23 protein-coding genes and 1 CRISPR repeat array are annotated in these 22,147 nt (G+C 39.3%); of the genes, 18 read left to right on the forward strand and 5 right to left on the reverse strand.

The genetic code is table 11. The features are described from left to right. Positions 1–46: 46 nt before the first annotated feature. Both NCWK1_RS24970 and NCWK1_RS24975 read right to left on the reverse strand, forming a co-directional pair. On the reverse strand, positions 47–1,336 hold the full coding sequence (locus NCWK1_RS24970; RefSeq protein ID WP_103126572.1) for a hybrid sensor histidine kinase/response regulator: 1,290 nt from the start codon (positions 1,334–1,336) through the stop codon (positions 47–49). Next, the gene (locus NCWK1_RS24975) at positions 1,333–3,777 is read right to left on the reverse strand and encodes an ATP-binding protein (protein WP_103126573.1); all 2,445 of its coding nucleotides are present in this window, start codon (positions 3,775–3,777) and stop codon (positions 1,333–1,335) included. The genes NCWK1_RS24970 and NCWK1_RS24975 overlap by 4 nt, the downstream gene beginning before the upstream one ends. A gap of 351 nt (positions 3,778–4,128) precedes the next feature. Between NCWK1_RS24975 and NCWK1_RS24980 the strand changes: the two genes are divergently transcribed. Both NCWK1_RS24980 and NCWK1_RS24985 read left to right on the forward strand, forming a co-directional pair. Then, on the forward strand, positions 4,129–4,710 hold the full coding sequence (locus NCWK1_RS24980) for a TIGR04376 family protein (protein ID WP_103126600.1): 582 nt from the start codon (positions 4,129–4,131) through the stop codon (positions 4,708–4,710). 190 nt (positions 4,711–4,900) lie between these two features. Continuing rightward, on the forward strand, positions 4,901–5,398 hold the full coding sequence (locus tag NCWK1_RS24985; protein ID WP_103126574.1) for a DUF4332 domain-containing protein: 498 nt from the start codon (positions 4,901–4,903) through the stop codon (positions 5,396–5,398). A gap of 16 nt (positions 5,399–5,414) precedes the next feature. Here the strand turns inward: NCWK1_RS24985 and NCWK1_RS24990 are convergent, their stop codons facing one another. Next, the gene (locus NCWK1_RS24990) at positions 5,415–6,029 is read right to left on the reverse strand and encodes a TetR/AcrR family transcriptional regulator (protein WP_096575033.1); all 615 of its coding nucleotides are present in this window, start codon (positions 6,027–6,029) and stop codon (positions 5,415–5,417) included. A gap of 234 nt (positions 6,030–6,263) precedes the next feature. Here NCWK1_RS24990 and NCWK1_RS24995 point away from each other — a divergent pair, with 234 nt between their 5' ends. The 11 genes from NCWK1_RS24995 (at position 6,264) to NCWK1_RS25045 (ending at position 16,697) form a co-directional block, all read left to right on the forward strand. Continuing rightward, a complete protein-coding gene (locus NCWK1_RS24995) occupies positions 6,264–7,895 on the forward strand; it encodes a M16 family metallopeptidase (protein WP_245894987.1) in 1,632 nt (543 codons plus the stop codon). A 91-nt stretch (positions 7,896–7,986) separates the two neighbouring features. Then, complete coding sequence (locus tag NCWK1_RS25000; RefSeq protein WP_103126575.1) at positions 7,987–9,471, forward strand: M16 family metallopeptidase; 1,485 nt, start codon at positions 7,987–7,989, stop codon at positions 9,469–9,471. Positions 9,472–9,773: 302 nt separating this feature from the next. After that, positions 9,774–10,394: a CRISPR direct-repeat array (repeat unit 37 nt; unit sequence GTTTAAATTTCACCTAATCCCTATTAGGGATTGAAAC). A gap of 436 nt (positions 10,395–10,830) precedes the next feature. Further along, entirely contained in the window at positions 10,831–11,100 is a 270-nt protein-coding gene (locus NCWK1_RS25005) for a hypothetical protein (RefSeq protein ID WP_103126576.1), read from the forward strand. Positions 11,101–11,765: 665 nt separating this feature from the next. Further along, positions 11,766–12,011: a hypothetical protein gene (locus tag NCWK1_RS25010; RefSeq protein ID WP_103126577.1), complete on the forward strand. Its 246-nt coding sequence runs from the start codon at positions 11,766–11,768 to the stop codon at positions 12,009–12,011. Positions 12,012–12,146: 135 nt separating this feature from the next. Then, the gene (locus tag NCWK1_RS25015) at positions 12,147–12,404 is read left to right on the forward strand and encodes a hypothetical protein (RefSeq protein WP_103126601.1); all 258 of its coding nucleotides are present in this window, start codon (positions 12,147–12,149) and stop codon (positions 12,402–12,404) included. Positions 12,405–12,513: 109 nt separating this feature from the next. Further along, a complete protein-coding gene (locus tag NCWK1_RS25020) occupies positions 12,514–12,771 on the forward strand; it encodes a hypothetical protein (RefSeq protein WP_103126578.1) in 258 nt (85 codons plus the stop codon). Between the two features lie 112 nt (positions 12,772–12,883). Next, positions 12,884–13,126: a hypothetical protein gene (locus NCWK1_RS25025; RefSeq protein ID WP_096575020.1), complete on the forward strand. Its 243-nt coding sequence runs from the start codon at positions 12,884–12,886 to the stop codon at positions 13,124–13,126. 199 nt (positions 13,127–13,325) lie between these two features. Next, the gene (locus NCWK1_RS25030) at positions 13,326–13,583 is read left to right on the forward strand and encodes a hypothetical protein (protein ID WP_096575018.1); all 258 of its coding nucleotides are present in this window, start codon (positions 13,326–13,328) and stop codon (positions 13,581–13,583) included. A 36-nt stretch (positions 13,584–13,619) separates the two neighbouring features. Beyond that, positions 13,620–13,940 carry a hypothetical protein gene (locus NCWK1_RS25035; RefSeq protein WP_096575015.1) on the forward strand — a complete coding sequence of 107 codons (321 nt, stop codon included), beginning with the start codon at positions 13,620–13,622 and terminating at the stop codon, positions 13,938–13,940. A gap of 67 nt (positions 13,941–14,007) precedes the next feature. Beyond that, positions 14,008–15,186, forward strand: coding sequence for a phosphotransferase (locus tag NCWK1_RS25040; RefSeq protein WP_103126579.1), 1,179 nt, complete (start codon positions 14,008–14,010; stop codon positions 15,184–15,186). Positions 15,187–15,596: 410 nt separating this feature from the next. After that, the gene (locus tag NCWK1_RS25045; RefSeq protein WP_103126580.1) at positions 15,597–16,697 is read left to right on the forward strand and encodes a T3SS effector HopA1 family protein; all 1,101 of its coding nucleotides are present in this window, start codon (positions 15,597–15,599) and stop codon (positions 16,695–16,697) included. Between the two features lie 234 nt (positions 16,698–16,931). Here NCWK1_RS25045 and bcp read toward each other — a convergent pair whose 3' ends face one another. Further along, positions 16,932–17,411, reverse strand: coding sequence for a thioredoxin-dependent thiol peroxidase (bcp, locus tag NCWK1_RS25050; RefSeq protein WP_096575009.1), 480 nt, complete (start codon positions 17,409–17,411; stop codon positions 16,932–16,934). 123 nt (positions 17,412–17,534) lie between these two features. Here bcp and NCWK1_RS25055 point away from each other — a divergent pair, with 123 nt between their 5' ends. Together NCWK1_RS25055 and NCWK1_RS25060 are read left to right on the forward strand one after the other, a co-directional pair. Continuing rightward, positions 17,535–18,377, forward strand: coding sequence for an FAD-binding domain-containing protein (locus NCWK1_RS25055; RefSeq protein ID WP_103126581.1), 843 nt, complete (start codon positions 17,535–17,537; stop codon positions 18,375–18,377). Then, on the forward strand, positions 18,374–18,790 hold the full coding sequence (locus NCWK1_RS25060; protein ID WP_103126582.1) for a hypothetical protein: 417 nt from the start codon (positions 18,374–18,376) through the stop codon (positions 18,788–18,790). Before NCWK1_RS25055 ends, NCWK1_RS25060 begins: the two co-directional genes overlap by 4 nt. Before the next feature lie 58 nt (positions 18,791–18,848). Here NCWK1_RS25060 and pdxH read toward each other — a convergent pair whose 3' ends face one another. Then, entirely contained in the window at positions 18,849–19,493 is a 645-nt protein-coding gene (pdxH, locus tag NCWK1_RS25065) for a pyridoxamine 5'-phosphate oxidase (protein WP_096575003.1), read from the reverse strand. A gap of 126 nt (positions 19,494–19,619) precedes the next feature. On the opposite strand from pdxH, the gene NCWK1_RS25070 reads away from it, so the two are divergent. The 3 genes from NCWK1_RS25070 to NCWK1_RS25080 all read left to right on the forward strand — a co-directional run bounded on the left by NCWK1_RS25070 (position 19,620) and on the right by NCWK1_RS25080 (position 22,144). Further along, positions 19,620–20,717: an AI-2E family transporter gene (locus tag NCWK1_RS25070; RefSeq protein WP_096575001.1), complete on the forward strand. Its 1,098-nt coding sequence runs from the start codon at positions 19,620–19,622 to the stop codon at positions 20,715–20,717. Positions 20,718–20,896: 179 nt separating this feature from the next. After that, positions 20,897–21,724 (forward strand): segregation/condensation protein A, encoded by an 828-nt coding sequence (locus tag NCWK1_RS25075; protein ID WP_096574999.1) that lies wholly within the window; start codon positions 20,897–20,899, stop codon positions 21,722–21,724. 183 nt (positions 21,725–21,907) lie between these two features. Then, the gene (locus NCWK1_RS25080; protein ID WP_103126583.1) at positions 21,908–22,144 is read left to right on the forward strand and encodes a hypothetical protein; all 237 of its coding nucleotides are present in this window, start codon (positions 21,908–21,910) and stop codon (positions 22,142–22,144) included. The last annotated feature ends 3 nt before the right edge of the window (positions 22,145–22,147 follow it).

Below are 22,147 nucleotides of genomic sequence, written 5' to 3' on the forward strand. Positions count from 1 at the left end.
TCTCTCTCCTGTACCTTAATTATCAGTCTTTCACCAGGCACAATAATCAGATAGGTAATTCAACAATGAACTCTAGACCTTTACCTAGCTGCGATTGGTAATATAGTTTGCCATGATGATTATTAACCACAATTTGGTAAGCAATTGATAAACCTAACCCAGTTCCTTTCCCGATGGGTTTAGTTGTATAGAAAGCATCGAAAATTTTTGTTTGCTCTGCTTCACTAATTCCTGAGCCATTATCGGCAAATTTGAGAATTACTTTCTCTCCTCTTACCTCTGTTGTAATCCGAATCACACCTGGATTATTACTTGTCTCCTGAAAATTTTGATTTTTTTGTGATTCTTCAATAGCATCTATGGCATTACAAATCAAATTCATAAAAACCTGGTTTATTTCACCTGGGTAGCACTCAACAAGTGGTAAATCTCCATATTCTTTAATTATTTTAATAGCATCCCGATGAGCATTAGCTTTGAGTCGATGACCGATAATTAATAGGGTGTTTTCTATACCTTCATGTAGGTCAGCGATTTTTTTACCTGCTTCACTGTGTCGAGAAAACTTATTTAACGATGAGACAATTTCTGTAACGCGATTAGTCCCAAGTTGCATAGATTGAATAATTTTAGATATATCATTTAGCAAAAAACTCAAATTACTTTTTTCAAGTGCATTTTTAATTTCGTTAGGTGGTTCGGATAGATGCTTTTGATAAAGTTCGATTAAACCTATTATTTCCTGAACATACTGTTCTAAAAAATTTAAATTACCAGCGATAAAATTGATGGGATTATTCACCTCATGAGCAATTCCGGCTGCTAGTTGACCTAAAGTTGCTACCTTTTCGGCTTGGATGAGTTGGGTTTGAGTTTTTTGGAGTTCAGTGTTTTTATCAATTAAACTTTTGGTCAAATTTCTTAGCTTCAAATGATGTTCGATTCGCACTAATACTTCTTCATGCTGAAAAGGTTTGGTAATGTAGTCTACAGCGCCTAATCGCAATCCTTTGACTTTATCGGCAGTTTCCGAGAGAGCAGTCATAAAAATGACAGGAATATCCTCAGAACGAGGATCTTTTTTGAGATGTTGGCAGGTTTCAAACCCATCCATACCCGGCATCATCACATCAAGCAAAATTAAATCTGGTAAGTTGTCGTTGTTTAATTTCTGAAGAGCTTTTTCACCACTGCGAACTGCCCAAACTTCAAAGTTAGACTCATCTAAAAAGCTGGATAAAACTTGTAAATTGGCAGGGTTATCATCAACGACTAAAATAATTCCTTGTGGGTGGCGATCGCAAATATACTTTTGCTCAGATATTGTTGCTGTCATCTTGTTTCTACCTCATTTTGATTCAAAAAACTGATCAAGATATCTTCATCAAATTGCCTTGCTAGTTGTCTCAGTTGATTAGCAAAGTTAGCAAGATTTGGTTCTGAAGCCTCCAGTTGATCAGCCCACTTGAGGATGGCATTGAAGTTACCTTTTTCCGCTAATGTGATGAGTTCTCCCAATACTTCGGGACTAGGAGGAATCAAGGAATCTGATGGAATATTGACTGTAGCTAATTTGTTGGTTACTTGTCTCTCAGACTGAGACTGCTGATAAATCCATGTCAAGTTTAAATGCTGTTCTAATTGATTGAGTAATTCATCTACTTGTACAGGTTTGCTGAGAAAATCGTTACCACCTGCTTGGAGACTGCGATTTTGGTCGGCTTCAAAGACACTAGCAGAAGAAACAATAATTTTGATATCTTGAATTTCTGGGGTGTGACGCAGACTGTGAATCAATTCAAACCCATCCATTTCTGGCATGAGTAGGTCGGTAATAACCAAATCTGGTTTGATGGCGATCGCTTTTGCTAAACCTTCCTGACCGTTGTTAGCTTCAACTACATCAAAGCCTAGTGGTTGTAACAAGTTTGTAATGACTGTGCGATTTTCCCAGCGATCATCCACCATCAAAATTGTGCGCGGACTATCTTCAAAGCCAATGATTTGTTTTGTTGATGCAGCCATCGCTGATTGTACCCATTCGCTGGCTGCTGGCATTTCTAACTCGAACCAGAAAGTACTACCCTCACCAACTTGGCTTTTGACATGGATATCACTACCCATCATCTGTACTAACTGGCGAGTAATAGCTAAACCCAATCCTGTACCTTCTGTCTGACGCTTTTTTTCACCTACTTGCTCAAATGGTAAAAAAATCTTACTCAGTTCTGCTGGTGCTATACCAATTCCTGTATCTTCGATAGAACAGTGAATAAAGTATTTCTGTGTTTGTCCATGAGAGTCAAGTTGCGCGATCGCCTGAATTTTAAATCTAACTTGACCTTCATCGGTAAATTTAATGGCATTTCCCAACAGGTTCAACAATACCTGACGCAACCTTTTAACATCGATATGAACTGCTGTAGGTAATTCATTCACGGTTTCATAAACAAACAAAATCCCTTTTTGTTCTGCCCGAATCTGAGCAATTTCGGCAATTCCCTGAAGAAACGACGGAAAATGCACATCCTGGGGATGTAGTTCCAGTTTTCTGGCTTCAATTTTCGAGAGATCTAAGATGTCATTAATCAAAGTCAGTAAATGAGAACCACATTGTTCAATGATGTTGACGTGATATTGTTCTTTTTCTGGTAAACCTTGGGAACGCAGCAAAATTTGCGCGCAACCCAAAATGCCATTTAAAGGTGTTCGCAGTTCATGACTCATGTTGGCTAAAAATTCGCTTTTGGCGAGGTTTGCTGTCTCAGCCGCCGTTTGAGATTTTTTTAGTTGCGCTTGTTCAAATGCTTGCACCCGCCACAAAACAGTAATCATGGTGACTGTCAGCCCTGCGACAATCAGCGCGATTAAATCCAGGAATTGCAAGCGAGATTCAATATTTTCGCGGGGAATTACCAAAGCCAAAGACCAATTAGCTTCTTGTAAGGGAATATAAGCAACATATTTTTTAGTTCCGTCAATTTCCAACAACTGAATTCCCTGTTGTTTGTTTACCATCTGCTGGGCGATCGCATTTAAATTACGATCTGCAATTTTTAGCAGGCTGGGTGCAGGTTTTTCCAAGGTTGACATTAAAGCCGCGTTAGGATGAACGATCGCCTGTCCTTGGGAATTTAGGGCGAAAGCATAGCTGTTATTGCCGTAGCGCAGGGAATTGACAACTTTATTGATGCGATCAACTTTCACATTGCCGTGAAATACCCCAATTGGTGAACCATTAGCCTGAGAATTGCCATAGATTGGAGTGGCGATCGCAATTAAAGGAATTCCTGTAGAACGGCTGATAAAAGGATCGGAAATATTGCTTTGTCCTGCTATTGCTTTTTGAAAGAAGTCTCGATCCTTAATATTCTTTGTTGACCTACCAACCTGAGTATTAGAAAACGAACCATCTGGGGTAACTATTTGGAAAAAGAAAAATTCATTGATCCGCTTGACTTCTGCCTGTAAATATGGGTCTGCTACAGACCAATCTAAAGTACGTACCGTTGCAGTATTTGCCAGGGTTTGTACTTCTACTTTGCGGACGTGTAACCACTCTTCTATTTCATCAACTCCTCTTTGCACCTGTTGAAACGCACTTTGTTGCAAATCTGCTAACGCCAGGTTGCGAGCTGCTAGATAGGTGCAATAAGCTGCAATACTGACAGCAATTGTAGTGCTGCCAACAACAAATCTAAGCAGTAAATTTCGGGAGTAGCTGTTTTTAATATCACATTTTAATGGAATTGGTTCAGACCTTCTCCAAAGCTTCATATATTAAAAAATGTATTAATAATCACTAGAAACCTATTGTTAAATTGCCCAATCAATCATTGAGAATCACAGCTTTACATGACTTTCAACAAAATATTTGGATGACTTTAAAAATGGCTAGAGGCAAGATACTTTATAAGAATATGTGTAATTTATAACATTGAACTTCAAAGAAAGAATACTGAGTTAAAAAATTATTCTCTTTACCGCCTTCTGCCATTTTTTCTAGGGTATGCAGTTCATCACGACTATTTACTGATGAAACCAAACCCACCATCTAAAAGACGAATTTTCGTCCGCGTTGATAATTACTACAATAAAATAGTCACACCCAACCCTGGAGTTCTGGCAGTGGGCTTATTTGATGATTTAAGTCGGTTTTTAGAAAATCGTTTAGAAGAATTCTTGCGTAATAATCCACATTTGGAGTTAGAAGCGCTGTTAGAGCAACTACGTCAGCAAGAAGAAGATACTTTAAAGTTGATAGCAGATTTACAAGTCCAAGAAAAGCGATCGCAAGACGACATTCTCTCCACCGCCCAAGAAATTCAGCGTTGGCACATTCGTGTACAAAAAGCTAAAGATGGTGGTAGACAAGATTTAGTCGCCGCCGCCCAAGAACGAGAAGCAGCCTTACTGCGAGAAGGAAACCAGAAATGGGGACACATGCAAGGCTTGAAAGAACGCCTAACCCAATCTCAAGAACTATTGCGAAAAATCCAGGTGCGACGACAGGAAGTTCAAGCAAAAGCCGCACAAGCACAAACCGCACGCGCTCAAGCCCAAGCCCAGCAACAACGCATAGAAACTAATGGCTGGTGGAATGCACCTCAGAGTTCTTCTAATAGTTTTGATGACTTAGAAGAAAAATTTCGTCGTTGGGAAACAGAAGACGAGTTAGAAGCCATGAAGCGGAATCTGGGGAAAAAATGAGTATAGTCCAGTAAGGTGTGTTAGGCGCATATTTTTAGATGATTTCACGAACAAAATTACTTCAGCGCCTAACGACCTTGTGATGTTACGGTAAGTTAGCCTAACACCTTAAACATACCCACGGCTGACTTCTACATCCTTTCTTAAAGTCACAATAGTTAAAGTAAATCTATAATTTTATTTTTCAAAAATGTCTGCTAAACATACGGATAAAAGCCGCATTCGGATTCAATCTGGTGACTGGCCGATTGAACAGTTACCAGGATTGAGTCAAGAAGAACAATCTCAACTCCAAACTTGCGGAATTAAAACTACCCGGAGTCTATTTAATCAAGGTAAAACTCTAGAAGCTAGGGTAGCGTTGGCTAGTAAATTACAAGTTCATCTTCAGTATGTAAACAAATGGTTAGCTCTAGCTGATTTATCTCGAATTCCTACTGTTGGTACACAATACTGTGGTTTGTTGCTTCATGCAGGTATTGGTTCCGTCGCACAATTAGCCGAAACTCCTAGCCACAGATTGCACAGACAAATCATGCGTTTGCAAGTAGCTACTTTGCAACGACGAGATTTGTGTCCATCAATTGAGTTAGTCCAGCAATGGAATCAGCAAGCTAAGACAGTGCTGAGTGCTGAGTCACCGAAGTTTGCTCAACGGGGGGAACCTCCGCACGCAACTTCTCGCTAAGTGCAGCACCGCCGCTTTACTCTTTTGCTAACACTCCATTGAGAAAGATGTCAGCGAGTCCTTCAGCCATGTGTTGCATTTCTTGGGGAGAAGCATCAGGTTCCATAAGGGTGTTGTTAGAAAAACCAGCGATCGCAAACATTCCGAGGAACACCTTAGCCACAAGTTTGGCATCGGTTTGGCGATAGATACCTTTATCCATTGCTGTTTGAAAGAATGCTTCAGCCACATCTGTCATTTTATTGATGACTTCTATTTGAATGCGATCGCGTAAATCAGGATGAAACTGCACTTCCATAAAACACACCCGCATCAAATCAGCATTTTTCTGGAAATTCCACATCCGACGGCGCATTACTTGAGCTACAGCCTTATAGCTGCCCATTTCGCTCAATTCTGTCAGCAAATCTGTTAAAATTTCCACCCAGCCACTCGTGGCAACCTCCACTAAAATTGCCTTTTTATTGGGAAAATGTCGAAATAGTGTACCTTCAGCGACTCCCGCTGATTGTGCTAAGTCACGGGTGGTAGTACCATCAAATCCTTGAGAAGCAAAAAGCCGCCTGGCCGCTTGTAAAATGCGGGTACGTGTTTGTGCTTCTGAGGGGGGGGGAGAATTAAAAACTCGCATAACAGTTACGGTGTGATTTCCCGAACGCGACTGGTAGCATTTATTGTCTAACGTTGAGTACAAAAAGCACGGAAAGCTTAATACAAGATTAACGCCCTGCCCAATTATTTACCTGTTTCTCCAGTAAGGAAATTTGACAAAGTAAGTCTGAAGTCTCAAAGATGAAGGATAAAATTTATTTTTCCGACTTCAGACTTCACACTTAATACTTCACACTTCAACCAATTATTGCTTATGAATCATTTCCGTAGCCTTCGAGCAGTTTTCAATTGGTCAAACCAACGATCGCTAAAACTGTTGCGGCTGTTTATTACATATTTTGCGATCGCCATCTTAGTTTCTGGTTCTCTACCAGAAATAGCTTTGGCACAAACTCAAACTGCACCACCTCCCCCACGCACACTACAACCTAGCAAAACACCCGCTAAAAGTTCGATTCAGCCTTATTTAGATCGGGTGGTTAAGCAGTTGACAAAGTTTCAGCTAGACAATGGGATGAAGTTCATTGTTTTAGAACGCCATCAAGCGCCTGTAGTATCATTCCTGACCTACGCTGATGTTGGTGGTGTGGATGAGCCAGACAAAAAAACAGGTGTGGCACACTTTCTAGAACATTTAGCTTTTAAAGGTACGCAACGTATTGGTACAACAGATTACAAAGCTGAAAAACCGCTACTAGAACGCCTAGAACAGTTAGATAATCAAATTAGAACAGCTAAGGCGGATGGTAAAAAAGCTGAAGTGGCGCGGTTGCAAGCTGAATTTAAGCAAGTAGAAGCCCAAGCAGGTAAACTAGTCAAGCAAAACGAGATGGGGCAAATTGTCGAACAAGCGGGAGGAGTAGGTTTAAATGCCAATACTTCCACAGAAGCCACCCGCTATTTTTACAGTTTTCCATCCAATAAACTAGAACTTTGGATGTCCCTGGAGTCAGAGCGATTTCTAGAACCTGTACTCAGTCGGGAGTTTTATAAAGAAAAAGATGTCATTTTGGAAGAACGGCGCTTAAGGGTAGAGAACTCACCTATTGGTTTGATGATCGAGAAATTCATTGATGCAGCGTACAAAGTTCACCCATATAGAAGGCCTGTGATTGGTTATGACGAAGATATCCGTAACCTGACACCTACAGATGTGCAGAAATTCTTTGATACTTACTATGCACCAAATAATTTAGCGATCGCAATTGTCGGTGATGTTAACCCCAACGAAGTTAAACGACTGGCACAAATTTACTTTGGACGATTCCAAGCCAAAGCCAAACCCCAATCTCAAATTTCTGTAGAACCCAAGCAAACCGAAACACGCCAAGTAACTTTAGAACTAGCTTCCCAACCTTGGTATTTAGAAGGTTATCACCGTCCGGCAATTAAGCATCCAGATAACGCCGTCTATGAAATTATCGGTAGGCTGCTGAGTGAAGGGCGCACTTCCAGGTTATATAAATCGTTGGTAGAAAAACAACAATTAGCCCTGACGGCTCAAGGACAAAGTGGATTTCCTGGCGATAAGTATCCCAACCTCATGCTATTTTATGCCCTGACGGCTCCCGGCCACACGGTTGATGAGTTAGCCACAGGTTTACGCCAAGAAATTGATAACTTAAAAACTCAACCAGTAACAGCAGTGGAATTACAGCGCGTTAAAACCCAAGCTAGGGCTGATTTATTACGCAGCCTTGATTCTAATACAGGTATGGCACAGCTATTACTGGAATATGAAGTGAAAACAGGTGATTGGCAAAACTTGTTCAAGCAATTGGATGAAATTGCGGCGGTAACTCCGGCAGATATTCAACGAGTGGCAAAAGCAGCATTTACACCCGAAAATCGCACCATTGGTAAGCTGTTGTCGAAACAAGGATGAAAACGAACCGCATAGGGCGCGTAGACGCGATAGCGGCTTCCCGTAGGGTAGGAGGAAAAGAGATATGCACAGATATAAGGGTAAGAGGTCGATGAAATTCAAAATATCAAATGCTAGAAGGTTAATTTATGTTGTCATGTTTGCCTTCGCCTTTTTACTTTTGACTTTTGACTTTTCTTTAGCGGCGACAACAGCAGCCAAACATTACACAGAGTTAAAACTACCAGCTTTACCGGCAGTCAAGTTACCCAAATATGAGCGATTTGTTTTAAAAAACGGCCTAGTTGTGTATTTAGTAGAAGATCATGAACTGCCGTTAGTCAGTGGTTCAGCCTTGGTGCGTACAGGTAGCCGTTGGGAACCAGGCGAGAAAGTTGGGTTAGCTGGTTTAACAGGTGCAGTCATGCGGACTGGGGGAACTAAAAAGCATTCACCCGATGAACTCAATGAAATATTAGAACAACGGGCAGCATCTGTAGAGACTAGTATTGGAGAAGGCTCAGGTAACGCTAGTTTTGACGCATTGAGTGAAGATACAGAAACAGTATTGGGACTGTTTGCCGAAGTGCTACGGGAACCAGTATTTGCCCAAGATAAGCTAGATTTAGCCAAAACACAGGCAAAAGGTGGAATTGCACGACGCAATGATGATCCTAATGGAATTGCTAGTCGAGAATTCAAGAAATTGGTTTATGGCAAAGCCAGCCCTTATGCCCGGACTGTAGAATATGCCACATTGGATCAAATTAACCGCGACGATTTAGTTCAGTTCTATCAGCAATACTTTCACCCCAATAATATGATTTTGGGCATTGTGGGAGATTTTGATAGTAAAAAAATGCGATCGCTCATTCAAGCGAAATTAGGTGATTGGCAACGTAACCCAAAAATCACCCAACCCCAGTTACCAGAAGTCTCCACAGCCACTACAGGCGGAGTCTTTTTTGTCAATCAGCCACAGTTAACTCAAAGTAGCGTACTCATTGGGCATTTAGGTGGTAGATTCGACAGCCCAGACTATGCACCACTCGATGTATTGAATGGTGTGTTAAATGGGTTTGGTGGACGATTATTTAACGAAGTGCGATCGCGCCAAGGTTTAGCTTACTCTGTATATGGTTACTGGAGTCCCCGCTTTGATTACCCTGGTATGTTCTTAGCCGGTGGACAAACCCGTTCTGATGCTACAGTCCAATTTGTCAAATCCTTACAAACAGAAATTAAACGCATCCAAGCTCAACCTGTAAGTTCCAAAGAATTGGCTTTTGCCAAAGAATCTACCCTCAACTCCTTTGTGTTTAACTTTCAAGACCCCGGTCAAACCTTATCGCGGTTGATGCGATATGAATATTACGGCTACCCATCCGACTTTTTGTTTCGTTATCAAAAAGCCGTCGCCGCCACAACAGCCGCCGATGTGCAACGGGTAGCCAAGCAATACCTCAAACCCGAAAACTTAGTAACTCTAGTTGTCGGAAATCAAACCACTATTAAACCGCCATTAACAGGTTTAGCCAAACAAGTCACACCCATAGACGTAACCATTCCCGGTTCGCCCTCACAAACGAAAAATTAATCGCAATATAATACCTAGATACCCGACTTTTCCAACAATTCGGGTATCTGACAGCAGGAAATAAAATTCCTCAAAATGCGCGGATGGGTAGGTGTACAAAATTTCTCTTGAAAGACAATAGCTGGATTCCTTTCACTGCAAGCTTTTGCAGAAAAAATAAATAAAAATCATCCGCACTACCTATCCAGTCTATGTTTCAGCTATTTTGCTTAAATCAACTGACATTTACTCATGTTAAAATCAACCCATCCGCGAAATCAAACCTTGAAAACTAAATACAGAACGCCTTTCAGGCTCCCGCAGTTTAAATTTCACCTAATCCCTATTAGGGATTGAAACATTTCTATTGCTAATTCTCTTTTAGGAGGTTGTGATTATGTTTAAATTTCACCTAATCCCTATTAGGGATTGAAACTCTTTGACTGCTCCTTTGTACGCTCTTTTGATGGCGTTTAAATTTCACCTAATCCCTATTAGGGATTGAAACGCAATCAACGCATTATAAGCACTAATATTACTAGGGTTTAAATTTCACCTAATCCCTATTAGGGATTGAAACCGCTTTGGAGATTATTTATCTAATAGTAGAATTACGTTTAAATTTCACCTAATCCCTATTAGGGATTGAAACCGCAATTACTGTCGTCAATACAAACTAAATTGGTTCGCGTTTAAATTTCACCTAATCCCTATTAGGGATTGAAACAGATAATTAATGAGGCGCAGGCACTAGCCCCTGGTTTAAATTTCACCTAATCCCTATTAGGGATTGAAACCTTTTGGAACTTTGATAATAGGCTGAGATCCCAAGTAAGTTTAAATTTCACCTAATCCCTATTAGGGATTGAAACGGTAATTACCAAGAATCGTATTCAAAAATGATGGAGTTTAAATTTCACCTAATCCCTATTAGGGATTGAAACACATTGCTATCACGGGTACATCCCAGTTTTTATTTAACAATTAGAGAGAATAAATATCATTGCCAGGAGGAACAACGTAGGCGAAACCTTCTCGTATGGTAGCGATCGCATATTTTTGTTCCTAAGTTCGAGACTTTGCGATTGCTTCACTTCACTTCGTTACATACCCTTTGGGAAGGCTAACGCCTACGCAATGAAATTCAAAAAAGTGGGATGATCTCAATTCCAAAACTCTGGACTTAAAAACTTACATTACGATAAAAATTTTGCTTTTATAGACGAAACTCCTTTAATTGTGTCTAATAAATGAATTAAAAAACCTTGAATTTTTTGAATGTGTATACAAAATATAAGAGAGACATTTTAAATGTTGTGTAGCTAGGTTTTAGTTATAGCTGCACTAATTAGGATCACCGTATTTGCGGAGGTAAAATCAATGGCAAGAATAACAATCTCAGACCTTTATCTTAATAATGATGAACAGCATATTACTGAACTAACTGCTTGGGAAGCTAGAACTATAGAAGCAGGTGCAAGTACAGTCACAATCGACACTAGTGATTTATTAAAGCTGCAACAAAATATCAATGATATTCTTCAGGGTGTGTCGAATCAACTACAGCAGCAGCGACAACAACAACAACAACAACCTAATAATCGTTATGGTAGAAGACAACCATACGACGATTATTACGCTTATTATTAATTCTGGGCTATATGCTGTTGCTCAGAAAGTTAGTAGCCAAAATAAAAGAGTCAGGAGAGACTGATAATTCTATCTCCTGACTCATGGGATTTCTGTGTATTTTATGTTGCTGCTCATCAATATCAGTTCATTTACAGGCAGCTTTTTCAGCCAAGTTATTTTATTAATAGTCGTACGTTTTCAATTTAAGCAGTATGAGAACGTACGATTTTTTATGTAAATAAATGTAATTCTCATCTTTATAGCAGAAGGCAGGAGGAACAGTCTTGCTATTCCTGGCATTCAAGCTTTCAACTTGTCCTAACATGTCTGACTGCCACCATACATACATTTATCGAAAGAGCGCATATTTGTGCGCTCTTAGTAAATTATTTACCCCGTTATTTAAGTAAATAGTATTACCCATACACCACCCTCTATAAACTTCAAGGTATGTACTTAGTTAACCTTAATTATTGATATTAATACAAACTTACAATAATTGGGCAAGCAAAATATAAAATTCTAAAAAGACATAAGACATTTATTTGAGTCTTTATAAAGGTGTTTATAGCGTTGACTTTTGGAGTTTGCATAAATAAAAATTGCATTAACGGTTAAGCAAAACACAGCTTAATCGCCCACAAAAACAACTTAATGACAAGCAATTGTATTAGGAGTAAATCATGGCAAATATCATTCTTTCAGAATTAAATGCTGCTGGTTCTCAATTGTTTCAAGGTTCTGAAAGCTTCTTAAATGACCTGAGCGATGTTGATGCGATCGCTGGTGGTTCTGGCTATGGCTATGGTTACGACGGCTTTGGATTAAATAAGTTGATTGAAGGATTTGTTGATGTTTATGCTATCCAACATGTCTATGGCATAGCTAAATCCTTCAGCCACGGCGGCTACGGTGTTTCCGGCTACTAATAGCTTTGTAATTTACTACTAAGCTATCTTTCTGTAACTTACTACTGAGCTATCTTTCGCTTAACTATAATGCGAAAGATAGCTCAAATCCCGGCACAAATTATCAATTGTCAGCAATTTTTTGAGGATAAAATCATGGCAAATATCACTCTTTCAGAATTAAATGCTGCTGGTTCTCAATTGTTCCAAGATTCTGAAAGCTTCTTAAATGACCTGAGCGATGTTGATGCGATCGCTACACATGGTGCTGATAGTAACTCTAATAGTTATATTAGCGACTTCTACGGATTCAATAAGTTGATTGAAGGATTTGTTGATGTCTATGCTATCCAACATGTCTATGGCATAGCTAAATCCTTCAGCCACGGTGGCTACAGCAACTCCCAGTACTAATAGCTTTGTAATTTACTACTAAGCTATCTTTCGCTTAACTATAATGCGAAAGATAGCTTAATTCCCGGTATAAATTACCAATTGTCAGCAATTTTTTGGGGATAAAATCATGGCAAATATCACTCTTTCAGCATTAAATGCTGCTGGTTCTCAATTTTTCCAAGATTCTGAAAGCTTCTTAAATGACCTGAGCGATGTTGATGCGATCGCTGCACATGGTGCTGATAGTAACTCCAATAGTTATGTTAGTGACTTTTACGGATTCAATAAATTGATTGAAGGATTTGTTGGTGTTTATGCTATCCAACATATCTATGGCATAGCTAAATCCTTTAGCCACGGCGGCTACAATATTTCTGCTGCCTAGTAATAGCTTTGTAATTTACTACTAAGCTATCTTTCGCTTAATTATGATGCGAAAGATAGCTTAAATCTCGGCACAAATTATCAAATTTCAGCAAGTCTTTGAGGATAAAATCGTGGCAAATATTACTCTTTCAGAATTAAATGCTGCTGGTTCTCAATTTTTCCAAGATTCTGAAAGTTTCTTAAATGACTTGAGCGATGTTGATGCGATCGCTACACATGGTGCTAATGGTAATTCTGTGAGCGACTTTTACGGATTTAACAAGTTGATTGAAGGATTTCTTGATGTCTATGCTATCCAGCATATTTTCGGTATAGCTAATTCCTTCAGTTCTAAAGGTGGCTATGGTTACTAATAGCTTTTTAATTTAATACTCATTCTCTGTCTACATGCAATAAATCAGCCTGTATTTGATATTTTGTAGAGTATGCAGGCTGTATTTCTCCAGCTTTAATTAGAGAATTCGTAGGGTCAGCATCTTAATAATAAAGCTGAATTTTGCTTTATTATCTGCAAATAAACCTGATTACAACCAAGTCTTAGAGGACAGAATTATGGCTAACATTACTCTTTCGGAACTAAATGTTGCTGGCTCTCAATTATTCCAAGATTCTGAAAGTTTTCTCAATGATCTGAGTGATGTTGATCTGAGTGCTGCACATGGCGGTAAGAATGCCAATTCTGCCGACTACGGGTATGGCTCAGACTCATACATCAGTGTATTTAATAAGCTGATAGAAGGATTTGTTGGTGTCTATGCTATCCAGCATATTTTTAGCCTAGCCAAATCTTTCAGTAAGTCTAATTACTAATAAATTTGTAGTTTACTACTAAGCTAAATGGCTCTCATGGATTGGAAAAAATCATCTTCAGTAATTATCGAATCCATGAGAGTCAGCCATATCTTTACTGGGAATGATGAAATGGCAAAAATTATTATTAATGATCTAAGTTCTGGTGACTTAGATAGCTACCTGACCGAAGTAAATGAGCTAGATTCTCTGTCTATATATGGTGGTGAATCTGAATTTCAGCAAATTCTTAACTTTGCTTATAATCTCTTGAATTTTGTCCTATCGGCTTATGCTATCTACAATATTTCCTCAATAGCAAAATCCTTCAAAATTACTAGGAATAAAACTACCCGTTCTGTATTTAGCTTATTTTAATTGCTGTATCACAATTGAAATACTGACTCTGTGATTTTTTTAGCTAACTTGAAAAATATCTAACGCTATGCCATTTTTACTAAGCTCTCAAAATGTTCTCGAATACTTACTTACTTTTGGACTTTGTACTCAAGCAGAACAGTCATTAAGTAAAATTGAGCCAAAGCCTGCTAAAAATTTTAACTTGTTAGTTACTTTACCTGATAATCGGCAACTGCTAGTTAAGCAAGAGCGCCTAAATCGAGAAGGAAACACGGCTGGAGAGTTTTTTGCAGAATGGAGAGTGCATCAGTTTTTGCAACATTTTCCTGATATCAATCATATTCGCTTGTTTTGTTCAGAAGCAGTACATTTTGATGCTGAAAACTCTATTATTGTTTTCAATTATCTCAATAACTATCGAGATCTAGCTGATTTTTACATGAAAGAAAATGTCTTTCCTAGTGAGATTGCGATCGCAGTTGGCAAGACTTTGGCATTAATTCACCGTGCTACTATTACACATCCAGACTATGTACAATTTTTTCACCAAGCCGAGCAGACATCTCACCCAAAAAGTCCCAACCTCACCCTAGGATTAGACAGAATTACCCCAGAAATTTTTGGAATGGTTCCGAGTGAGGGATTAAAATTTTTTACCCTTTATCAACGTTACGATAGTTTGGGACAGGCGATCGCTGAATTAAACCGTTCTTACACCCGCTATTGTTTAACTCATCATGACTTGAAGCTAAACAATATTCTTTTATCTTTAACTTGGCAAGAGGCTATTGCAAATAACTCTGTCTCAGATGAAAGTATGATTCGCTTGATTGACTGGGAACGCGCTGCTTGGGGAGATCCGGCGCATGATTTAGGAATGCTCATCGCCAGCTATCTGCAATTCTGGTTATATAGTATGACTACCAGCAAATCAATGGCAATTGAAGAGTCATTACGTCTTGCTACCACACCTTTAGAGATACTTCAGCCTTCCATTGCAGCGTTGATGTCTACTTATTTAGCGCATTTTCCAGCCATTTTAGAGACTCGTCCAGATTTATTAGAACGAGTTGTGCAGTTTTGCGGTTTAGCCTTAATTACAGCTATTCAAGCCGGACTCCAGCATGAAAAAACTTTTGGTAATGTCGGAATCTGTATGCTTCAAGTTGCTAAAAGTTTGTTGTGTAATCCCAAAGCATCTATAAAAACAATTTTTGGAGTGGAAGCTGTAGAACTTTTACCAACAAATTTATCTCGCAATTAAACCTATCTAAAGATAAAAGGAGAGTAGAAAAATAATTTTCTTCTACATTCTAAGAGGCTCTGTGAGAAGTAAGTCGGTGGAAATAAACCAAACTATATTAGGAAGCGTAAATATTCTGAAAACGCTTACCAATGACTAATGACAAATAACAGACATCACTAGTTATCTTTAATTACACCGACCTACTTATTCTCGCTAAAATCAAAGTCTTAAAAACCTCATCTTGATCCTCCCCTTCCTACATCCGCGCAGCATGTTGAAGACAGGAAATGAGAGAGCGTTTCAAAGCCTCTCCCCGAAACGGGGAGAGGTTTGGAGAGGGGTTACTAGTATAATTTTCGACTTTTCAGACATCCTTTGACTGCTGAATTTTGACTGCTATATTCTTCTTCAATTACAGGTAAGCTTTTATGCAAATGTTAGATTCCATCGTAACTCAACTTTCACAAATTCCTGAATCATTGCAGACATCATTACAAGACATTATTTATAACATTGAAATTCAATCTGCTTATTGTATTAAACACCCCGATTACAAACCATTGGAATTGCCAGAATCCGCAGTTTCTCGCTTTCAGCAATTACCTGCGGCGCTGCAAAAAAAATTCTTAAGTTTGCAATTGCGAGGTTTTCTCTACGGCATTTATTACAATAACTCTTTAAAAAGTTCTCTGACAGCCAATACAGAAACTAACAATGTGGCGTTAAATCAAAATCTCGAAAATAATACATTACTGGGTGTCGATGTAGCTTTTTATGAGCGTCTGCATGAAAGTAATCGGGGTGAAGGCTATTGGAATTACAATTGGCAAGTAGTACAAGAAAATCTAGATAACACTTTAACAGTACAGAAGGATGGTTTGACTCTACAAATTGAGCGTAGCCGTCATCTATTACCTCAAAATCAATTTCCCTCTGTGGGTAAGTATGTTGCAATTAAAATGCCCAAAAATCTTGTCCAAAATGGCTTTTATATGGCAGTAGCGAACGCTGGAACTGCGACAAATCGGGAAAGATTGGTGCGTGTTTACTTTAATCTAACTCCAGAAGGTGCAGGTGCAGTTATGGAAACTTTGACTACTCAGCTTAACTTTCTAGAGATTCCTTTCTCATTTAAAGCCTTATACAATCCTTCCGATTACGAACGTTATGATTCAGCAGTGTTCTACTTTGATAAAAACGATTATGAAGTAATTCACCCAGTTTTAGAAAGGGTGTATGCAGAATGTCAATTTTATTTTCAACCAGAAATACCTTTATTTACTAAGTTTATCGCCCCTGGATTAGCGATCGCTGAAGAACCTAATCGCAGATTTGCTGAACAAGAGAGTTTTGGGACGCATCGTTGTCAAATTATTGCCAATGGCTTGCTTAATGCTTGGGAGCAAGAAAATGATACACCAGCTAATCGGATAACAGCGATTTTTGAACAATTTTCCTTATCTCAAGTGGAATTACAACGTCCTTATCTGAATGCTAATTCTCAAGATATCTATATGCCTTTATTTTGATGATAAATGAAGTAAATTAACTTAAATAATTTAGACTGCAAAAGCACAACAAGCTATATATCTCTGACTAATCGCTTACTCTTTGAGAACTTTGAATCATCTTTATCTGTACATTAGCAAGAGATGGAATGATGAATAAAGAAGTAGCTCAGTACACATTTATTCCTTCTTAGCTTTTCTTATTCCCTTCCTACACAAATCATTTCAGGAATCAAAGCAGATTCCTACATATATTTAATTATTTGCTAATTCTGACAACTTTGTTAATACTGCTTGTGCATGACCTTTTGCTTTCACATTTGGCCAAGCGTAAGCAATAATTTTATCTGGTGAAATCAGAAAAGTTGACCGTACAATTCCCATATATTCTTTGCCCATAAATTTTTTTAATTGCCAAACACCATAGGAGTCTGCTAATTGATGTTCTGGGTCGCTCAACAGTGTAATTGACAAGTTATGTTTGTTGATAAACTTGCAATGAGACTTACCAGAATCGGGACTGACACCTAAAACTTTGGCTCCTAATTGACTGAATTCTGAATGTAATGCTGTGAAATCTTGGGCTTCTGTCGTGCAACCAGGAGTATCATCTTTGGGATAAAAATAAAGGACAACCCATTGCCCGCTAAAATCATCTAGGCTAAGTAAATTGTCATTTTGGTCAGGTGTGGAAAAAGTCGGTGCAGGTTGTCTAACTTGGGGAATGTTGCTCATAATGGATTGATAAAATAGCGATCGCCTCAAAATTTTACCGGAAGTTGGCGATCGCTTTTATCTGGTTTGTTGAGAATGGTGCAAAATATAAGTTCACCAACCCAACTGTCATAGTCTCTATTCATGCTACGTAAATTTACTGGACGCGATGAATTGATAGCTTATCTGCGAGAACAGTTCCCCCAAGCCGCAGAACGTGACAATCATATCAGCAACATAATTGGCGGACGCAAAGCTGCTCAAAAAGCATTACAAAAAGTAGACCCCACCAACTACAGCAAAACCCGTAACTTTTTAACAGGTGCAGTGACAAAACTTTCACCTTATATTCGCTATGGAGTTTTGAGCCTAGCAGAAATCCGTGACTACGTGTTAGACAAGACAGAACAGCCAGAGGAGGCAACTAAATTAATTAACGAATTAGGCTGGCGGGATTATTGGCAGAGATTGTATGTCAAGCTAGGTAATGGCATCTGGCAAGACCAAGAAGAATACAAAACTGGTTATACAGCGCCAGATTATGCCGCAGAATTACCAACAGATATTCAAGCAGGTAGCACTGGTAGAGTGTGCATCGACAGCTTCAGCCAAGAATTGCGGGAAACTGGCTACTTACACAACCACAGTCGGATGTGGTTAGCCGCTTACATTGTGCATTGGCGGCGTATTCGTTGGCAAGCTGGTGCTAAGTGGTTTTTGCAACATCTTTTAGATGGTGATCCTGCCAGTAATAATATGTCTTGGCAATGGGTTGCTAGTACTTTTAGTCATAAACCATATTTTTTCAACCGCGAGAATTTAGAACGCTACACCAAAGGTGTCTATTGTCAGAAATGTCCTCTATATGGACACTGCGATTTTGAAGGTAGCTATGAAGAATTAGAACAGCGGTTATTTCCCCAAGGAGAATTTACCAAAAAACCAAATAGTCAAAGTTGGCAGCATGGGAAGAGAGGAAAAAAATGAATAAACCAATTATTTGGATACACGGCGACTGTCTTAGTCCATTCAACCCGGCACTTCAAGAATATCCCGATGCTCCGGCCATTTGGGTTTGGGACGATGCTTTGATTGAGGAATGGCAATTAAGCCTCAAACGCATCACCTTTATTTATGAATGCTTGCTAGAATTGCCAGTAGAAATCCGCCGGGGTAATGTAGCCCAAGAAATTTTAGCCTTTGCTCAAGACAATCATGCCAATTTAGTAGTCACAGCCGAAAGTCCCAGCCCCAGATTTGATGATATCTGCGATGAAATAGAACGTTCATTAAAATTGGAAGTATTAGCAGTGGAACCATTTTTTGAATATGACGGCTATATCGATTTAAAACGCTTCTCCCGCTATTGGAAGGTCGCAGAAAAGTACGTTTTTGAATAATAGGGCAAATTGCTGAGTACTGAGTAAGTATTCCATCCCTGCTCCCTATTCCCCATTTCTAAGGTGATAATCGCTCAATTTTCCAACTACCATCATCTAATAGAGTATATAGCAGGCGATCGTGTAGTCGGCTAGGACGACCTTGCCAAAACTCAATTTCGGAAGGGATGACTCTTAACCCTCCCCAATGAGGGGGACGGGGAATCTCCTGATTTTCATATTTACTCTGAAATTCCTGCATTTTTTGTTCTAACATTTCTCGGCTTTCTATAACTTCGCTTTGCTGAGAAACCCACGCACCGAGACGACTCTTGGGCGGACGAATCTCAAAATATCCATCTGACTCTTCTTCCGAAACTTTCTCTACATGACCACAAATTCGCACTTGGCGTTCTAGTTCTGCCCACCAAAACACTAAAGCTGCTTGAGGATTTTCAGCGAGTTCCTGCCCTTTTTGACTGTTGTAATTGGTGAAAAAGACAAAACCTCGTTCATCAAAGTTTTTCAGCAGAACCATTCTCGCTGCGGGTTTAGCATCTGGTGTTGCAGTAGCTAAAGTCATCGCATTGGGTTCTGGTAATTGCGCTGCTAATGCCTGCTCAAACCATTTTTTAAATTGTATAAATGGATTAGGATCAACTTCAGTTTCAGTTAAGTCTTGTAATGTGTAGTCTTTGCGGATGTCAGCTATGGTGGGGTTCATGGTCATGTATTTCCTCTATAACAGATACACTTATACAGGGCTTTGTTAAAAATATCTATAAATCATGCCTAGTATTAATGCCAGTTTCCCAAATTTATTCCACAAATATCTAGAGCGTTAAACCTAATGCGCCGTTCAGCCTCTCTACAAACTCTGTTATTCTACGGTTTGAGCGGCCCGATTATTGCTCTCAATGTTGGGCTGCTATCGGTACTTTTCAGTTATTTCAAGCATCCCATCACCATTTTGAGCATTGCGGCGATTTTAGCTTTTTTACTTAATTACCCAGTGAAGTTTTTTGAACGCGCTCGCATCACGCGCACACAGGCAGTAATTATAGTTTTGCTGGTGACATTAACTCTAGTGGTGATTTTGGGCATTACCCTAGTCCCCATCGTCATTGACCAGACAATTCAACTTTTAAATAAAATTCCTGACTGGTTAACCGCTAGTCAAGCAAACCTAGAACAGCTTGAGGAATTTGCCAAACGGCGACGTTTGCCTTTTTTAGATTTACGAGTGCTGAGTAATCAAATCAATGCCAGTATTCAAAATATCGTCCAACAGTTGGCTTCTAGCGTAGTGGGTGTGGCAGGAATTTTAGTCTCAGGATTATTAAATCTAGTATTAGTGGTTGTCTTGGCATTTTATATGCTTTTATATGGCGATCGCGTCTGGTACGGTTTAATTAATCTTTTGCCATCTCATATTGGCATACCTCTAACCGTATCTCTACAGCTAAATTTTCAAAGATTCTTCTTGAGTCAACTATTACTCGGCTTATTCATGATAGTGACTCTCACTCCGATTTTTATCGGCATGAAAATTCCCTTTGCCCTATTATTTGCCATACTCATCGGCTTATCAGAACTGATTCCCTTTATTGGGGCAACTCTTGGCATTAGTTTAGTCACACTTTTAGTTATGTTGCAAAATGGCTGGTTAGCAGTGCAAGTTGCTTTAGCCGCGATTTTTATGCAGCAAATTAAAGATAATCTCCTAGCCCCCAAATTACTAGGTGATTTTATTGGCCTCAATCCGATTTGGATTTTTGTATCTATTTTGATGGGATTTGAAATTGCCGGATTGTTGGGTACACTTGTGGCTGTTCCCATCGCTGGTACTATCAAAGGCACCTTTGATGCGATCAAGAATAACAAAGGAGGTAATTTCGTATCAACTGTCACTATTCCCCACGAACCACCAGAAGACCAGAGAAATTAGGTAGGGACAGGGCAAGAAATAACTAATGACCGTTGACTATTAAGTTATCTTGCTGAAACAGCAGTATAAAAACCTAATGATATATTAGTTTGTCCATAAATAATTAAATTAACTAGACTATTTTGCTGGGATTTGTTTCACCAACCTCAAATGACAACTTCCATAATTCGGAAATCAGAATGGATGCTTCCGAGCTATTAGAGAACATCACACTCCTAATTGACCAAGCTGAACGAGGAGAAATAGACCCTTGGGATGTCAAGGTAATTGAGGTGATTGACCGTTATTTGGAATTTATGGCACCGGAGACAACAACAAAAGGCTACGAAGCAGATTTATCGCAATCTGGACAGGCTTTTTTATCTGCATCAATGCTGGTGTTATTCAAAGCGAATACCTTGATGCAGTGGTCAACAGCCGAAGATGTTCAAGAAATTCTAGAAGATGATGGCCTGACTGATATGGAAAACGGCCTCTCACATCAACGTCGTTTGCCATTAGAGCTGCAACTGCGCCGTCGTCCATCGGCTATGCCACCACCTAAGCGCCGTGTTACCCTGCAAGAACTAATTGAGCAATTGCAGCTGATGGCAAATCAGCTAAAACTTGTCCAGAAAGTTGATAAGCCTATTCGTGTAAAGCGTCAGCCTAGTGTCCGCACCATGCGGCAGGCGCTAGAATTGGCTCACCAAGAAAATCTGACAGAAGTAGCAGGGGAACTGGAGGAGGTATTGCGTTTTGCTGCTCAAGAATTAATGCAAGAACAAAATTATGTTAGCCTCGAACAGCTTGTACAATTGTGGTCTCAAACGAAGCAACCTCAAGAAAATGGTTCTAGCCACCAGTCCGAACATAGTCACTTAGTTGGCGTTTTTTGGGCTTTACTGCTGTTATCTGCTCAATCGAAAGTTGAGCTATTTCAAGAGGAATTTTACCAAGAGATTCAAATTAGACTGATTACAGATGTAGCTAATATCCCAAAATCAGTAGAACAACCAATAAACTAAATTACTAGTTCATCCTAAAAATATTATGTAAATTACCCAGACATACGGAAGCTATTTTTTTAAGTTTTAGCAAATTTAGAATATACGCCTACGCTTGTAGTCTATCTCTCGCTATGGTTGCAATAACCAGCAAATTACTGTTATCCCTGTTTCTAGGAGTTACTTAGAGCAGAATCAAAACTGATGATTAAGTATCACTCGTTGAAAATGAAGAGTGCTGAGTTAAAAGACTACCCTCAAGTAGTGGAGTATCAATTAACTCAAAATAAGCAGCTTCCGCCTACTAAAGGCCGGACTTTTATCGAATACGAAAGTACTAAGTACTTTTTACCTGACTCAGGGGCTAAACGCCCCGCTACTGCTAACAGCACTCAGCATTCAGTACTGAGTAAAGTAAACTGGCTTGTGGTTGAGGAATAAATT

The organism is Nostoc cycadae WK-1 (assembly GCF_002897135.1).
Classification (GTDB): Bacteria; Cyanobacteriota; Cyanobacteriia; order Cyanobacteriales; family Nostocaceae; genus Nostoc_B.

Excerpts from the sequence above, each read along its gene's own strand:
- NCWK1_RS24970 (WP_103126572.1), bottom strand. The coding sequence starts at position 1,336 with ATGACAGCAACAATATCTGAGCAAAAGTATATTTGCGATCGCCACCCA.
- NCWK1_RS24975 (WP_103126573.1), bottom strand. The coding sequence starts at position 3,777 with ATGAAGCTTTGGAGAAGGTCTGAACCAATTCCATTAAAATGTGATATT.
- NCWK1_RS24985 (WP_103126574.1), top strand. The coding sequence starts at position 4,901 with ATGTCTGCTAAACATACGGATAAAAGCCGCATTCGGATTCAATCTGGT.
- NCWK1_RS24990 (WP_096575033.1), bottom strand. The coding sequence starts at position 6,029 with ATGCGAGTTTTTAATTCTCCCCCCCCCTCAGAAGCACAAACACGTACC.
- NCWK1_RS24995 (WP_245894987.1), top strand. The coding sequence starts at position 6,264 with ATGAATCATTTCCGTAGCCTTCGAGCAGTTTTCAATTGGTCAAACCAA.
- NCWK1_RS25000 (WP_103126575.1), top strand. The coding sequence starts at position 7,987 with ATGAAATTCAAAATATCAAATGCTAGAAGGTTAATTTATGTTGTCATG.
- NCWK1_RS25005 (WP_103126576.1), top strand. The coding sequence starts at position 10,831 with ATGGCAAGAATAACAATCTCAGACCTTTATCTTAATAATGATGAACAG.
- NCWK1_RS25010 (WP_103126577.1), top strand. The coding sequence starts at position 11,766 with ATGGCAAATATCATTCTTTCAGAATTAAATGCTGCTGGTTCTCAATTG.
- NCWK1_RS25015 (WP_103126601.1), top strand. The coding sequence starts at position 12,147 with ATGGCAAATATCACTCTTTCAGAATTAAATGCTGCTGGTTCTCAATTG.
- NCWK1_RS25020 (WP_103126578.1), top strand. The coding sequence starts at position 12,514 with ATGGCAAATATCACTCTTTCAGCATTAAATGCTGCTGGTTCTCAATTT.
- NCWK1_RS25030 (WP_096575018.1), top strand. The coding sequence starts at position 13,326 with ATGGCTAACATTACTCTTTCGGAACTAAATGTTGCTGGCTCTCAATTA.
- NCWK1_RS25035 (WP_096575015.1), top strand. The coding sequence starts at position 13,620 with ATGGATTGGAAAAAATCATCTTCAGTAATTATCGAATCCATGAGAGTC.
- NCWK1_RS25040 (WP_103126579.1), top strand. The coding sequence starts at position 14,008 with ATGCCATTTTTACTAAGCTCTCAAAATGTTCTCGAATACTTACTTACT.
- NCWK1_RS25045 (WP_103126580.1), top strand. The coding sequence starts at position 15,597 with ATGCAAATGTTAGATTCCATCGTAACTCAACTTTCACAAATTCCTGAA.
- bcp (WP_096575009.1), bottom strand. The coding sequence starts at position 17,411 with ATGAGCAACATTCCCCAAGTTAGACAACCTGCACCGACTTTTTCCACA.
- NCWK1_RS25055 (WP_103126581.1), top strand. The coding sequence starts at position 17,535 with ATGCTACGTAAATTTACTGGACGCGATGAATTGATAGCTTATCTGCGA.
- NCWK1_RS25060 (WP_103126582.1), top strand. The coding sequence starts at position 18,374 with ATGAATAAACCAATTATTTGGATACACGGCGACTGTCTTAGTCCATTC.
- pdxH (WP_096575003.1), bottom strand. The coding sequence starts at position 19,493 with ATGAACCCCACCATAGCTGACATCCGCAAAGACTACACATTACAAGAC.
- NCWK1_RS25070 (WP_096575001.1), top strand. The coding sequence starts at position 19,620 with ATGCGCCGTTCAGCCTCTCTACAAACTCTGTTATTCTACGGTTTGAGC.
- NCWK1_RS25075 (WP_096574999.1), top strand. The coding sequence starts at position 20,897 with ATGGATGCTTCCGAGCTATTAGAGAACATCACACTCCTAATTGACCAA.
- NCWK1_RS25080 (WP_103126583.1), top strand. The coding sequence starts at position 21,908 with ATGATTAAGTATCACTCGTTGAAAATGAAGAGTGCTGAGTTAAAAGAC.